The organism is Streptomyces sp. NBC_01384, from assembly GCF_045040035.1.
Classification (GTDB): domain Bacteria; phylum Actinomycetota; class Actinomycetes; order Streptomycetales; family Streptomycetaceae; genus Streptomyces.
The window spans coordinates 7,414,277-7,429,581 of sequence record NZ_CP109559.1; the positions used below are offsets into that span (position 1 = coordinate 7,414,277).

Sequence of the window (15,305 nt, forward strand, 5' to 3'; positions counted from 1 at the left end):
GCCGCCGCAGCCGTACCACTCACTGAGAGACATTCTGCTATGCGCCCTGGCCCAGAGTGCGAAACGTCCTTCCACCCGGACGTTCGCGTGTACTCCTACGACGACCGAGTGGTGGTGTTCAGAAGCCCCCGCTCTCTTGTGTTGCGTCGTGCCACCGCTGCGACCCGCGAGTTGATCGGCGCGCTCAGCGCGGGAGTTCCGGCTGGGGAACTTGGTGCAGACCGGCTCGGGACGGTGCACCAGGGTCTGGTCAAGCGTTTGGGCCCCAACCTGGTCCACCGCTTTTCCTGCGGCGGCCGGGAGTTGATGCGAGTGGAACCTGCCGGCAGAACGGGGATCGACGTGTCGCCCCGACCGTTGTCGGGCGGTGACCTCCGGCTGTCCAGATTCGCCCTGATGCGGGCGGTTGACTCCGGGCTGTTGGTGGAGTCCCCGCGTAGCGGTGCACGGGTCATCGTCACCGACGCGGACGTGTGGTCCCTGCTCTTCGCGCTGGATCGGACACAGGGCGCCGATGGGGGGGTGCCGCAGTGTCGGGGCCTGGATCCCGAGGTTGTCGCCGGTCTGTTGGGAGTTCTTCTACGGCTCGATCTGCTGGATGAGCAGCGGCCGACGGCAGCGAGCGAACCGCGCTTCACCGAGGACGACGACGCTTCCTTGCGCCAGTGGCAATTCCACGACCTGCTCTTCCACGTCCACGGCCGGACCTCGTCGCCGCAGGAACTGCGCTTTCTGGACGAGCTCCCGCCCCAGCCCGCGATCAAGCCCGAAACGGCCGGTGCGGTGGTCGAACTTCACCGGCCTCGGCGCGCGGACATCCACGCCCTGGACCCCCGGATCACCTCGGTCATCGAGTCCCGGCGATCGGTGACGAGCTATGGAGCGGAACCGCTCACGGCTGGGCAGCTTGGTGAGTTCCTGTACCGGACTGCGCGGGTCAAGAGCCGGTACGGCGCACGCGAAGGTCTCTACTACGACTGGGATTCCCGCCCACCCTATGAGCGGACCCGCCGGCCGTATCCCAGCGCGGGCGCCAGCTATGAGCTGGAGCTCTACGTCACCGTGCTGCGATGCGCCGGCATTGCGCCAGGCTCGTACCACTACGACCCGCTGCGGCATTGCCTGCGTCTGGTCAACGACAGCGAGCAGGACAACGCCCGGCTCCTCGCGTCTGTGTCGCTGCCGGGGACCCCAGACGTCGTGCTCACGATCACCTCAAGAATTCACCGTTTGACCTGGAACTACGCGTCGAGTGCCGTCACCCTCACTTTTCAGCACGTCGGCGCCCTGCACCAGACGATGTACCTGGTGGCAACCGCGATGCGGCTCGCTCCGTGCGCGTTGAAGGGGACTGAGGACCCGGGAGCAGTGACTGAGGCGCTGGCTCTGCCCGCGCTGGAGGAGGTGGTCGTCGGTGCCTTCGCTCTGGGCAGCCCGCCGGACGACCCCCGTCCTGCTGCGACGACGTCTTCTCGCTGGCAGCCGGTGAACGACGCCGACTGGTAGTTGATCCGACGTCGGGGACCCCGCCCCCGAACCTCAACATATCCGCATCAAAGGGAGAAAACCTGTGGAAAGCGGCATGCCATGACAGCAACCGAGGGCGCGCGCCCCGACACGCAGGACACGACACGCCTGATCGCGTACGTTCTGCCGGATGCCGGGCCGGTGGAAATGCCTGTGGAAATCGTGCCGGCACCAGCGCACCGTGAGTGGATGGCCGCCACGACGGAGGGCTTTGCCCGGAGATGCCTGCCGATGATCATGGCGAACCAGGCCGAGTGGTGGCTGCTCAACACCCGTCGCTTCGCTGCGTGCTGGGGAGGCGGCCGCTCCAGCCGAAGCCTGACGATCACGTACGATCCGGATGAGGACGGAGCGACGCTGGCGGCCAGTCACTTCGGCCACGGCATCCTCACCTTCGTGATACCAGTACTCTTCCGGACCCCGCCGGGGTGGAACCTTGGCGTGCGTGGGCCGGCCAATCGCCCCAAGGATGCGATCGCGCCGCTGTCCGGCTTGGTGGAGACCGACTGGGTCAGCGCCACCTTCACCATGAACTGGCAGTTCACTCGCCCTCACACCGAGGTCATCTTCGACCGGGGAGAGCCCATGTGCGCGGTGACACCCCAGCGCCGTGGTGAACTCGCTGCCTGGGAGCCGCAGGTCACCGCCATGGGCGACGTCGAGAAGGCCCCGTACGAGGCGTTCCGGGACGGCCGCAGCCGCTGGGCCGAGGAGAAACTCGTACCGGGCACCCCTGCCAGCACCCAGCTCTTCGCGCGCCACTACATGCACGGCGAGAGCGAGGACGGGATGCGCTTCGACTTTCATGAGCGAAAGCTGCGGCTGAAACGCTTCGCCGGCCGCCCGGAAACCGAACCCCCGTCAGGACCGGCAGCCGAAACCTATCGGTGACGTCGGATTGCCCGAATTGCCGCGAGCACCGAGAGGTGTTGGGGAATTCGATTACCGAATATCAGCGCCCACCGAAACACTCACCGTCAAGACTGCGGAACGATATTGACCGCCCTTGCTGTGCGTGACTTAATTAAGGAGTCCACACGGACAAGGAAAGCAAAACAGAAAGAGGAAAACCTCATGGCTGACAACGAGAACCAGAACGTCGAAGAGGTCGAGGTCGAGGAGCTTCTCGATGAGGTCGCGGGTGGCCGTCCGGTCGGCGGCCTCACCGACCCGCCCATCACCACGGACGTGATCTGATCCGTTCGTCCTCCCAGGATACGCAACGGTGTCCCCTAGGTCATGCGGCCGAGGGGACACCGGACGCGGTGCCCGGGGTTCCGAACGCTGCCGCTCCGCACTTGGTGTGGGCTCATGGGCGGCAACAACACCTCGGGTCCTGAAGGAGCATAAGTCGTGCCCGAAATGACATTGCGCCAATGGGTCGGCGATGTCGAGAATTTCCAGACCCATTATTGGCGCAGGGCTCCGGCGGTGTTCCAACCGGAAGGTGAAGCCCTCAGCCCGATCGGGCTGAGCGATGTTGAGGATGTCCTCTGCAGCGGGTTGCTGCGAACCCCGCACGTCGAGCTGACACAGGCGGGCACGCAGATCCCCGAAGGGGATTACACCCGCGTCCACACGGTCCTTGCCCGGGAAAATCCAGGTTTCGCCGATCCCGCCAAGATCATTGCGGCAATCGGTTCCGGAGCCACGTTGCTGTTGCGCAACGTCGAGCAGTGGCACCGCTCCACCGCCGACCTCTGTGCTGATCTCGCTGCCGAACTCGGCCAGAGGGTCGAGGCGTTCTTCTTCGTCACCCCGCCCGGCGGCCAGGGCCTGGCGGTCCACCGCGACGACGCTGACGTGCTCCTGATCCAGGTGGCCGGCAGCAAGCGCTGGAGCGTGCACGGCGGCCCGGACAACGAGCAGTGGCAGCCGCAGAAGGTGACCGGTGATCCCGGCCCCCCGCTCCTGTCGAACAGGGTCCACACCGGCGAGGTCCTCTACATCCCGCGAGCGTTCGCGCACTCAGCAGTGGCCGAGGACGAGATCTCTGCGCATCTGTCGCTGACCATCCGTGAGGTAGCGGAGTCGGATCTCGTCCGGACCGCACTGCGGCACGCGATGGCAGGACTACCGCAGGCCGCGCGCCCGCTGAGCGAGGAGCGGCTGCTCGACTCCGCCGCCAGGACGCTTGACCACCTACGGACGCGGCTGGATGGCCTGGAGCCGAAGGACCTCCTGCGCGCGGCGCGGGACGCGTCCCTGCGACGGCAGACGGAACCGATTCCCCGGCTGGGAATTGAAGCCGCGTCGCGTACCGCTGCGTTCCGGCCCGACACGGCCGGCACGCCCTTCCCCGCAGAATAGGACTCGACGTGTCACTGTCTGCCCTTTCGCTGCTTGTACCCGATCCGGATGCGTTCAAGGCCGACCCGCCGACAGAGCCGCGGTCCTGGAGTATGCCCGGCCTCACCGAACTGTTGGACCTGCACGACTTCGAGCGTGTGCTCAACAGTGATGTCACCGCCGACAAGGTCAGCATCATCAGCGAAGGCAAGATCGTACCCAGGGCGGCTTACACATGGAAGGGCGCCGCGACGCGGCTGCCGTTCAACCGGCGGTCGACCAACAGCGTGCAGCCGCAGGCCGTGGCACAGCGGCTGGAGCGTGGCGCCACCGTCATCATCAACAGCCTGCACCAGGCATGGCCCCCGCTGGGTCGACTCTGCGGTCAGCTGTCCGCCGAAATGGGCACGGCGGTGGACGCAGTCGGCTTCCTGACTCCGTCCGACCAGCGGGGACTACGGCCGCACTGGGACACCGAGTCCGTCATGCTCGTCCAGACCTTCGGCAGTAAGACTTGGAACCTCTGGGAGCCGCCCAGCCCGGCCCCGCTGGCGCATGAGGGTCCCGGCTTCAGCCAGGCCGACCGTGACTACTACGACGGTCGCAAGCCCGATCATCAATTCACCCTGACCGCCGGCGAGGTCCTGTGGATTCCCAGCGGCTGGGTACACAGCGGCTCCACCGAGACCGCGGCATCTCTGCATGTGTCGTTGGGCTTCCTCCCGTTCAGCAGGTATTGGCTCGCCATGAAGCTGGTACAGGCACTGGACCGGCGCGGACCGGCGACCGACCGGTTTAGGTTCATGCTGCCCTTCGGTATCGACCGGGAGCCTGAGCAGCTCGCGAACGCCATCAGCGAGGTGGTTGCGGACCTCGCAGAGGTTCTTCCCACCCTGGACCGGGCGGAGTTGACTCGCCACCTCGCTGACGACATGCGCAAGGAGTTCTGGACGCCCTGCTCGATCGCCTCTGTAGTGATGCCCACCGCCGAGGCCGACATTCCATGGTGATCCCAGTCGCGATGGGAGCGGCTCCGTACGAGGCAGCCGATTTCGGGATGTTGCGAATGCCGCTGCTGCCGCGGCGCCGCAAGTACCCTGCGCTACCCGAAATCGCGGACATCGCCGACTCGACGGACGACGAACTCCTCGCCTTCATACGGGACGCGCTCGCCCACGAGGCCGTCAGGGAGGCAGTTGCCGTCTCGGCGCCCTCGCTGGCAGACCTACTCGACCGTGTCCTTGACGGGACCCCGGTACGACGGACGCAGGTGCGGAAAGCGGTGATGTCGCTGAGCCGCTACCTCATCCGCGCAGGCACCCGCAGCACCCCGTTCGGACTGCTTGCCGGTGTCGCGCCGGTCCGTTTCGACCAGGAGCCGTCGGTCTGCGTAGGGACGGCGCACACCAAGAACGTACGGGTGGACGGTGGCTGGACCGCTGGGCTCGTTCGGGAACTGGAGCAGCGCCCAGACGTGCTGCGCCTGCTCCGAGTGGTCGTGCACGACCAGTGCGTGGTCAAGGGAGACCACATCACCTTTCCCCTGCACGCGCCGAAGGGGTTGAACAGCGGCGCCAACCCGCCGCTGCGGCGTGTCCTGGTGCGCCGGTCACCCGCGGTCTGCGCGGTGCTGGAGCGAGCCGCCGCCCCGGTCGCGGTCCCCGTACTGTGCGAGCTCCTCGAAACGCGCTTTGCTATGGCCGTGGACCGAGCCGAGGCGGTGATCGCCAAGCTGGTCGGCACCGGGATCCTCCTGACGAGCCTTCGGCCACCCACCGATGCGGTGGATCCCCTTGCACACATACAAGCTCAGCTCAGCGACGCTTCGGCCGCCCCCGCGGTGCGGGAGACGGTGCTGGCGCTGAATGAGATCGCCGAACTGCTGACGGACTACCAGCGCACATCGGTGGGCGCCGGCACCGAAGCCCTCCGTCGAGCGGTGCGAGCTGTCCGCGCCGCCTGTCCCGGCCCGAGCGCGGAGCTCCAGGTAGACCTGCGCGTGGATGCCCAAGTGGTCCTCCCGCCGGACGTCGCCAAAGAGGCGGCAGCAGCAGCGGGCGTGCTGTGGCGTATAGCGCCCAGCATCGCAGGCCCCAACGCATCGGCGCTTCGGAACTACCAAACGCGTTTTCTGGACCGCTACGGACGCGAGGCGCTCGTTCCGCTGATGGAGCTACTCGACTCTGAGCGTGGCCTCGGATATCCATCGTGGGACACCAAGGCCGGCCAGACGGCGCCCGGCCGGACGCCCGACGCCGAAGCCGCCGAGTACGCAGCCCGCCGGGCACAGGTTCTGGCGGAGCTCGCCTGGTCGGCGTGGCCTGGCACGAGCTGCGGCGGGGCCGAGGTCGTGCTGACCCCGGAACTGGTCGAGCAGCTGGCGCGCCCCTCGGCGCACCCGCCCGTCGGCACCGCCGAAGTGAACGTTTCCGTGCTGGCGTCCTCCACCGCGGATTTGGCAAACGGGGACTTCCAGGTTTTGGTCAATGGCGGGAGCCGACAGGCCGGGGCACTGTTCGGGCGGTTTGCCCAGATGCTCCCCGAACTCAACGGCCCGCTCCGCGCCGTACTGCTGCACGGCCTCCCGTACCCCACGGTGCCCGCCCAACTGTTCTACCGACCTAGTACCGGCAAGGCATCGAACGTCTCCCGGAGTCCGCGGTGGACAGAACACGTCGTCCGTATCGGTGAGTTCGCGGACCGCGATGCCGGGCGTACGATGCGCGCACGCGACCTCCTCATCGGTGCCGATGAGTCAGGGTTTTATGCCGTCCACGCGGCTACCGGCGACAGGCTCAGCCTGGTCGTGGCGAACGTGCTGTCTGACGGAATGAGCACCCCAGCGGCGCGTTTCCTGCGGCAGATCTCAGCCGGCGCCCGAGGTTCCTGGGCGCTGTGGGACTGGGGCAGCCTGGATTGCCTGCCCCGGCTGCCGCGGGTGAGCTACGGCCGGTCCGTGCTTGCCGCGGCCCGGTGGCGGCCCGACCGGGCGATGGAGGACGCCGTCGACGACTGGCAGCGCTGGCGCCCCGCCATGGAAGCGTGGAAAGAGCGGAATGCAGTGCCCGACCAGGTACGGGTGGGCGAGCACGACCGCCGTCTGGACCTGGACCTGCGCAAACCCCTCCACCAGCGGCTGCTCCACGAAGAGTTGCGGCGTCGGCCGAGTGCACGAGTCGAGGAGACGCTCACCAGTGGAGACATGGGCGCGGGCTGGCTGAACGGATACGCCAGTGAAGTGGTGATACCGCTGCGGGCCGCCGTTGCTCCTCCAGTGCAGCATCGGTCGGCCGGCGGTGTCCGCGCGCTCAAGACGACAGTTCATCCCGTTGGCGGCGAATGGCTGTACGCGAAGGTGTACGCCGCCGCGCATCTGCACAATGAGATTCTCGCCGGGCGGCTGCCCGAACTGCTGGGCGCGCTCGAGTCGCACATCGACCGCTGGTTCTTCATCCGCTACGCCGATCCCGATCCACACCTGCGCCTGCGTTTCCATGGGTCGCCCGAGCGTCTGCTGGGCGGTGCGTTGCCAGCGCTGCATACCTGGGCGGAGGACCTGCGCGGGCGTGGGCTGGCCCGGGACTGGTCGCTGGATGCGTATGCGCCTGAGACCGACAGGTACGGTGGCGCGCACGCGCTGGCGGCCGCCGAACGGTTCTTCCAGGCTGACAGCGAGGCGGCCCTCATCCAGCTGGACCTGCAACGGTCGCGGACGCATCGCGTCGACCCGATGGTGCTGGCCTCGTTGAGCCTGGTCGACATCTGCCGAGGAATGGCGTCCGATGACTGGCCGACCTGGCTATTGGGCCGGGTGCCCCGCGAGGCGGCCAGGATGACATTCCGGGCTCATCGGGGCGAACTGCGTGCTCTGGCAGCCCACCCGTACCCGGACATGGTCCGGGAACTGGGTGGCGAGACGCTGGCCAAGGCGTGGGAGGCCCGCGGCCGGACCCTGGTGCGCCTCCGCGACCGGCTGCTCGTTGACCCCGCCGGCCAGGTGGACGCTGCGGCCGCGGCGGAGAGCCGTAGCCACACGCTTTCCTCTTTGCTGCACATGCACCACAACCGGGCCCTCGGCAGCGATGTGGAATCCGAGGTTTCCAGCCACGCGATCGCTCGAGGATTTGCCGAGTTGGTTTTTGGTGCCAGTCGACGCGGGGATTAGCGAACTGGACCGAAACGTTTTCGTGCTCAGCCGAGAGAAATAAGCCTCGGTGCAAATTCTCGGACCGTTGAATTTCATGCATGCATCTTTATTTGACTGCTCGGATGAGGCAGGATGTGCATGACTTTCTTTGGCCGTCTTCGCGCGAGAATTGGGAACGAGTGTGAATGGGATCGAAACCCCGGACTTTATCGTCGGCTACACCCGGATACTGACGCAGGCGTGGTCCAGCGAGGATTTTTGTGAAAGGCTCGCATCCCATCCGCGTCAGGTGTTGGCGGATAACGGCCTGGAAATCCCGAGGAACACGGTGGTCCGGATCGTTCGCTCCAGCGACGCCGAGCCTGACCTACAAGCGCAGATCGAAATGTGGCAACAGGGGGCTGTCACCGGAAAATACATTCTGCATGTTCCGTATCTACCGCAGATGGATGTCTCGGATCTCAGCGACGAGGAACTGGGCGACCTCGCAGGCGGCGCGGCCGGATGCTGCTGCAGCCCCTGCTGCTGCCAGTCGGAGTGAGTGTCAATGAATAGCTCGGCTTGGGCTCGCCCGAGGCTCAAAGCGCATCTCAGCGCGCAGGTCGTCGGACCGGAGCAGGTCCTCCTGCTGTCCGAGGAGTGCAGCTACCTGGTGGCAGGCGCTGCTTGTGTGGCGGTGGTGCCCTACCTGGACGGGCAGTCCAGCCTTGCCGACATCGTTGCGGCGACTGCTGACCGGATCTCGTTCTCCGACTGCGTGTACGCCGTCTCTAAGTTTCACCGTTCCGGGCACCTCGCGGACGGGGACCAAACGGTGTCGGGCCCCGACCGTCCGCTGGCGGCGCTCTGGGAGAGTCAGGGACTGACCGCCGAAGAGGCAAACGCCCGACAGCAGGCCGCGTCGGTTGTGGTGACCACAGTGGGGGAGTTCGCAGACCTACCAGTGGTCGCTGCGTTGCGGGCCACTGGCCTACGGGTCAGGACATCCCGTACGGCCGAGCTCTTCGACGAGCCCGCCGACCTGATCGTGGTGCTGACCGACGAGTACCTCGACCCCCGCCTTGGCGAGATCGACACCCGGATCCGGGCCTCGGGAATCCCGTGGCTGCTGGCTAAGCCGGTCGGCCTGGAAATCTGGGTAGGACCCCTACTCAAATCAGGCGAGACGGGCTGCTGGAACTGCTTGCGGGAGCGCCTCGACGGCAATCGCCCGGTGAACCAGTATGTTCGGGTCACAACTGGCGCCGCGGAACCACCCCGAGTGTCCGTCGCCGCGTCAGCTGCCTCCCTGAACCTGGCGGGCGCTCTCATCGCAAACGCCGCGATGACATACCTCGTGAACGGTACCGAGACAGGCCTGCAAGACAGGCTCGTGTCGTTCTCCACCCGGACCATGCGCGCCGAGGACCACCACCTCGTGCGGCAGCCGCAATGCCTCACCTGCGGCGACCCGTCGCTGGCGGTGCCCCCACCGCGTATCACGTTGACCTCAGGACCAGCCGACGTCAGCTCGGACGGCGGCTGGCGTGTGGTCCCTCCCGAGGTGACCTGCCGGCGGCTCGCACCACAGGTGGGGCGGTTGCTCGGTGCCGTGACCACGCTCCGCTCCCTGGCTGAGGACCCGGACGCTCCCGTCCACAGCTACGTCGCAGCCCACCACTTCGCCCTCCGAGCCCACCAACTTGACGGCTTGCGTCGCACGCTGCGTGGGCAGAGCGGGGGCAAAGGCCGGACCGACGTTCAGGCCAGGGCCAGTGGCATCTGCGAGGCCCTTGAGCGGTACAGCGCCGTATGGCACCCGGCCGTGCCGGAGGTTGTCAGCAGCTACCAGGACCTCGCACCCGGCACCGCTGTTGCCCCACACGAGATGCTGTTGTTCTCCGAGCGGCAATACGAGGGGCGCGCGCACCACGGGCCGCGGAGCGCCCGACTGCATCACGTACCCGCCCCGCTGGACCCTGCGCAGCCGATCTCCTGGGCCCCGGCCTGGTCACTCACCAACGACCAGGAAAAGCTTGTGCCCGCCGCGTATGCGTGGTTCGGTCACCCGGACCTGCACACCCACCAATACTGCTTTCCGGACTCCAACGGCAATGCCTCCGGCAACACGCTGGAAGAGGCGATTCTCCACGGATTCTGCGAACTGGTGGAGCGCGACAGCGTTGCCCTGTGGTGGTACAACCGCCTTCGCCACCCGGCCTTTGACCTCGACAGCCTGGGTGATCCCTACGTCGATCGGCTGCGCGACCTCTACGCCGCCCAGGGGCGGGAACTCTGGGTTCTGGACATCACCACGGACCTGGGCGTCCCCGCCTTCGCAGCGGTCTCCCGGCGTACGGGCCACCCCATCGAGGACATCCTCCTCGGCTTCGGCGCTCATGTGGACGCCGCCGTCGCGGTCATGCGCGCTCTCACCGAACTCAACCAGTTCCTCCCAGGGGTGAGCCGCCGGCACCCGGACGGCACAACCGACTACGCGGAACAGGACGAGGCGACCCTCACCTGGTGGCGGGAGACAACGGTCGCTGACAACGCGTGGTTGCTGCCCGACGAAAGCCGCCCCGCTTCCAGCACAGCCTCCTACCCCACCTTCACCAAGCCCGACCTGGCCGACGCGGTGCGCCACTGTGTGGACATCGCCCGCGACGCCGGGTTGGAGGTCATCGTCCTCAACCAGAGCCGACCCGACATCGATCTGACGGTGGTCAAGGTCATGGTGCCCGGCCTGCGCCATTTCTGGCGCCGGCTCGGCCCGGGCCGTCTGTACGACGTGCCCGTTCGCCTCGGATGGGCTGCGACGCCCACTCCCGAGGATGCCTGCAACCCCGTCAGCGTCTTCTTCTAGGCGGCTACCCACATGACTGAGACATTCGCGCTGCTCCCAGACGCCGAACTCCAGATCGGCGCCGACGGCCAGGTCACTGTCCACAACCAACTGCGGGGCTCCGTGCTCGGCAAGTTGACCGCCGGGCAGCTCGCCGTCCTCGACGCCCTCGCCTCAGGCGTCCGCACGATGGACGACTTGACCGCACTGGGTACAGGTCTGGACGGGTGGGCGGGGGGCCTGCGCCACACGCATCAGCTCCTTGACGGCCTACGGCGGCATCACTGGGTGCAGACCACGCTCTGGGACGGCGACCGACGAATCATGACCGTACGTCCGCACCTTGCGCCTCTTCCGAAGCCGTCGGTCCCGATCGTGGCCGAGCTCAGCCCGGCCGCCGACTCGCTGGTCCTCTCCCGCTACGTGCTGCTGCGCCGGGACGGCGCAGTACTCGTCCTGGAATCGACGATCACCGGAACAGTTGTCGAGTTGTACGACGACTGGCTGCTGACACTGCTCGCAGCGCCTCTCTCGCCGCTGCGCGTAGGCGAGATCACCGCTGCGGTGGCCTGGGCGGAATCCGCGCTTGCAACCCTGCTGGAGCATGGCTTGCTGGAACCGGAGGGTGCGGAAGCGGAAGCCGAGACCGCCGCAGCAGGCTGGACCGCACACGAGCTGTGGTTCCACAGTCGTAGCAGCGGCGAGCCCACCATGCCGAACCGCGCAGGGCTGGGCCTCAAGACCCGGGCGGTCCGGGACGGCGAGCCTGCGGACATCGGCCCAGCCATCCCTCTGGCCGTGCCCGACCTGGCCCGTCGCCGCGCTCAAGACCCCACACTTACCGACGTTCTGGAGCGCCGCCGCTCGGTGCGCGTCCATGACGACACGGCTCCTCTGACGGCCGCCCAACTCGGCGAGTTCCTGTTCCGTACCGTGCGGACCCGTCGTACGTGGACCCAGAACGGCGTGGAGCTCGCCGACCGCCCTTATCCCTCAAGCGGCGCCCTCCATGAACTGGAGCACTATCTCGTGATCACCAACGTCGCCGGGCTGCCCCCCGGCCTGTATCGATACGACGGCCGGGACCACGCGCTGCAGCCAGCCGCAGCGAACGGTCCGGCAGTCGGCCGGCTGGCGGACCGCGCGGCCCGTGCCGCCGTCATGACCACGCGCCCTCAGGCGCTGTTGATCATGGGCGCCCGACTGGGCCGGCTCAGCTGGAAATACCCCTCGATGGCTTACGCTCTCGCACTGCGCGACACCGGAGTGGTCTACGCAACGATGTACCTGGTCGCCACCGCGATGGGCCTTGCTCCCTGCGCGCTGGGTACCGGCGACCCCGTGACGCTTGCTCGGGCGACGGGTCTGGATCCTCGTACTGAGGCGGGGGTCGGCCGGTTCCTGCTCGGCTCGTTGCCGAGGCACGGCAACGAGACTCGAGCGGCGGAGGCGCGATGATCACGTTCAGGCAGAAGGCCCTTGCCCGTCTGCAAGCCCCTGGCGAACTCGACACCCCGGTTCGGCTGGCTCAGCCGCGAAGTGCGATCGCCCTCGCCGTCGTGGCGCTGCTGCTCGTCGTCGGTGCGACGTGGGCCTGCCTCGGCTCTGTACCGCGCAGCGCGCTGGCCGAAGGCATCCTGACGCACTCGGATGGCAGTTTCACGTTGCAGAGTTCGTTGTCGGGACAGATCACCGGTGTCTTTGTGGCGCAGGGCGCCAGCTTCCCCGTCGACACGCCGATGTTCGCCGTACAGGTCGGATCGCACCAGGAGACTATCCGGTCCGTCGCCGCCGGCCGGGCCACCGCGGTCCTCGGCAAAGTCGGCCAGGTCATTACCAGGGGTGCGCAACTCGCCGTCATCGAGCGCAACGAGGGGCCGCACGACCCGCTGGTCGCCGTGGTCTACGTACCGCAGGACAAGGCCGGTCTCATCCACCGGGACGACAAGGTGGACCTGTCGGTGCAGTCGGCGCCCGCAGAGCAATTCGGTGTACTGCGCGGCAGGGTGCTGTCTGTTGCGGAGTTCCCGGCGAGCACGCAGCAGATATCCGAATTCCTGGGCGACGCCCAGCTCGGCCAGCGCTTCTCCACACAGGGAGAGCCGCTAAAAGTGGTGGTGCAGTTGACAGCCGACCACACCACCAGCGGATTCGCCTGGTCCACCGGCCAGGGGCCGCCCTACCAGATCGACTCCCGCACGCTGGTGACGGCGGCTTTCCACCTGGCGCCCCTCAAGCCCATTCACTGGGTGGTGTCCTGATGTTGAGCGTTCATCTGGACGACCCCGAAGCGTCGGCTACGGAGCGGGCGCCGGCGCCTGCGCGGCGGCCGAAACGGGAATTCCGGCCCTGGCGGCGCAGCCTGCCGGCGCCGCGGGTGAAGACGCCCACCGTGCTGCAGATGGAGGCGGTGGAGTGCGGTGCCGCGTGCTTGGCCATGGTGCTCGGCTACTTCAAGAGGTATGTGCCCTTGGAAGAGCTCCGGATGGCTTGCGGCGTGTCCCGCGACGGTTCGAAGGCGTCCAACATCGTGAAGGCCGCGCGTAGTTACGGACTCACCGCGAAGGGCCTGCGCACCACCCCCGAAGCGTTGGCCCTGCGCAAGGGGCCGACCATCATCTTCTGGGCCTTCAACCACTTCGTGGTCCTGGAAGGCTTTGGCCGACGCTGGGGCCGGCCCGTCGTTTACCTCAACGACCCTGGGACCGGTCGGCGGACGATCAGCCCAGAGGAGTTCGACGAGAACTTCACCGGCATCGCCCTGGCGATGGGTGCCGACGAGGGATTCAACCCCGGCGGACGCCGCCCCGGCGTGCTCGCGGGGATCCCGGCGCGCCTGGCCGGCAGTCGGAACCTGCTGCTGCTGGCGATGACCGCCGGGCTGCTGCTTGCCGTGGCCTCTGTCGGACTGCCCGCCTTCACCCGGGCCTTCATCGACACCGTACTCGTGGGCGGCGACCAGTCGGTGCTGGTCCCCTTCTTCTCGATGATGGCCGTGACGATCGCAGCGGTCGCCACGCTCACCGCCGTACGGCAGTCGTTCCTCCTCCGGCTGCGGATCGTCAGCGGCACGCTGACCAGCGCGCGGTTTCTGCGACATCTCCTACGGCTGCCTGCGGTCTTCTTCACACAGCGAAGTCCGGCCGATATCACCGGACGGATGCGGTCGAATGACACCGCGGCGATGATTCTTTCGCGAGACCTGTCGGGCGTCGCGGTGGACGTCTTGGTCGTACTGCTCTACGGGTGCCTGCTGTGCACATACAGCGTGTGGCTCACGCTGCTCAGTGTCGGCATCGCCCTGCTCAACATCGTCGCCCTGCGCCTGGTGGTCCGGGCTCGGGCGGCTGGCGCGAGCAAGGTTGCGGTGGACGAGGCGCAACTGCTGACCACGTCGTACAACGGTCTCCAGCTCATCGAGACAATGAAGGCCACCGGCGGCGAGAACGAGTACTTCCGGCGCTGGGCGAGCGAGCAGGCCAAGGTCGTCTCCGGACGGCAGAAGATCGGCACACCCAGCGCGCTCGCTGCAGTAGTGGCCCCCACCTTGGCCGCGGTGAACAGCTTGCTCATCCTGCTCATCGGTGGTCTGCAGGCGGTCCACGGGCACATCACCATCGGCGCTCTGGTTGCCTTCCAAGCGCTGATTACCGCCTTCAGCAGTCCGATCACGCAGCTCAGCGTGGTGGCAGGACGTATTCAGGACTTTGGCGTAATGGCGGCCCGACTCCGGGACGTGGAGAACTACCCCGAGGAAGAGCAACTTGCGAACACGAGTCCCGAACACCCTCGTCGGCTCAACGGACATCTGACCTTCGACCAGGTGACGTTCGGTTACAACGCTCTAGGCCCTGCTCTACTGGACGAACTCTCCTTCAGCGTCGGGCCGGGCAGGCAACTGGCACTTGTCGGCGGGTCGGGCAGTGGTAAGTCGACGGCCACCAAGCTCATCTCGGGCCTGGCCAAGCCCTGGAGCGGCTCCGTGCGATTCGACGGAGTGCCACGCGAGAAGATCTCGGCGCTGGTGATGGCCGCCTCCGTGGCCTTCGTCGACCAGGACATCTTCCTCTTCGAGGGGACGATCCGGGACAACGTCACGCTGTGGGACCCGTCAGTGCCCGACGACGACGTGGTCGCCGCACTGAAGGACGCCGCCATCTACGACGTTGTTTCGGCCCGACCCGGCGGCATCTACAGCGTCGTGGAGGAGGACGGCCGGAACTTCTCCGGGGGCCAGCGTCAGAGACTGGAAATCGCCAGGGCCCTCGTGCGCAACCCCAGCATCCTGGTCCTCGACGAGGCGACCAGCGCGCTGGATGCCGAGACCGAGCGCCTCATCACCGACAGCGTCCGCCGGCGTGGGTGCGCGTGCATCGTTATCGCGCACCGGCTCAGCACCATTCGCGACAGCGACGAGATTCTCGTGCTGGACCAGGGGGCCGTCGTGGAACGCGGACGCCATACCGACCTCGCCGCCGCAGGCGGCTCCTACAGTCACATGGTCCGGGAGCACTGACG

The 15,305-nt window shown here is 67.1% G+C and carries 11 protein-coding genes; all 11 read left to right on the forward strand.

The window, feature by feature from the left end; translation table 11 throughout:
- Positions 1-87: 87 nt before the first annotated feature.
- The 11 genes from OG747_RS33850 (at position 88) to OG747_RS33900 (ending at position 15,303) form a co-directional block, all read left to right on the forward strand.
- Positions 88-1,506, forward strand: coding sequence for a SagB family peptide dehydrogenase (locus tag OG747_RS33850; RefSeq protein ID WP_405883160.1), 1,419 nt, complete (start codon positions 88-90; stop codon positions 1,504-1,506).
- Positions 1,507-2,418, forward strand: coding sequence for a DUF6065 family protein (locus OG747_RS33855; protein WP_405883161.1), 912 nt, complete (start codon positions 1,507-1,509; stop codon positions 2,416-2,418). It begins immediately after the preceding gene.
- Between the two features lie 183 nt (positions 2,419-2,601).
- Complete coding sequence (locus tag OG747_RS33860; protein ID WP_405883162.1) at positions 2,602-2,724, forward strand: hypothetical protein; 123 nt, start codon at positions 2,602-2,604, stop codon at positions 2,722-2,724.
- A gap of 165 nt (positions 2,725-2,889) precedes the next feature.
- The gene (locus OG747_RS33865; RefSeq protein WP_405885826.1) at positions 2,890-3,837 is read left to right on the forward strand and encodes a JmjC domain-containing protein; all 948 of its coding nucleotides are present in this window, start codon (positions 2,890-2,892) and stop codon (positions 3,835-3,837) included.
- 92 nt (positions 3,838-3,929) lie between these two features.
- Positions 3,930-4,826 carry a JmjC domain-containing protein gene (locus OG747_RS33870; RefSeq protein WP_405883163.1) on the forward strand — a complete coding sequence of 299 codons (897 nt, stop codon included), beginning with the start codon at positions 3,930-3,932 and terminating at the stop codon, positions 4,824-4,826.
- Positions 4,827-4,882: 56 nt separating this feature from the next.
- Complete coding sequence (locus OG747_RS33875) at positions 4,883-7,981, forward strand: lantibiotic dehydratase (protein WP_405883164.1); 3,099 nt, start codon at positions 4,883-4,885, stop codon at positions 7,979-7,981.
- 163 nt (positions 7,982-8,144) lie between these two features.
- Positions 8,145-8,504, forward strand: a complete 360-nt coding sequence (locus OG747_RS33880) for a hypothetical protein (protein WP_405883165.1) — start codon at positions 8,145-8,147, stop codon at positions 8,502-8,504.
- A 6-nt stretch (positions 8,505-8,510) separates the two neighbouring features.
- Positions 8,511-10,808, forward strand: a complete 2,298-nt coding sequence (locus OG747_RS33885) for a TOMM precursor leader peptide-binding protein (protein ID WP_405883166.1) — start codon at positions 8,511-8,513, stop codon at positions 10,806-10,808.
- Between the two features lie 12 nt (positions 10,809-10,820).
- Complete coding sequence (locus tag OG747_RS33890; RefSeq protein ID WP_405883167.1) at positions 10,821-12,245, forward strand: SagB family peptide dehydrogenase; 1,425 nt, start codon at positions 10,821-10,823, stop codon at positions 12,243-12,245.
- Positions 12,246-12,346: 101 nt separating this feature from the next.
- Positions 12,347-13,048, forward strand: a complete 702-nt coding sequence (locus OG747_RS33895) for an HlyD family efflux transporter periplasmic adaptor subunit (protein WP_405883168.1) — start codon at positions 12,347-12,349, stop codon at positions 13,046-13,048.
- Entirely contained in the window at positions 13,048-15,303 is a 2,256-nt protein-coding gene (locus OG747_RS33900) for an NHLP family bacteriocin export ABC transporter peptidase/permease/ATPase subunit (RefSeq protein ID WP_405883169.1), read from the forward strand. Before OG747_RS33895 ends, OG747_RS33900 begins: the two co-directional genes overlap by 1 nt.
- Positions 15,304-15,305 lie beyond the last annotated feature (2 nt).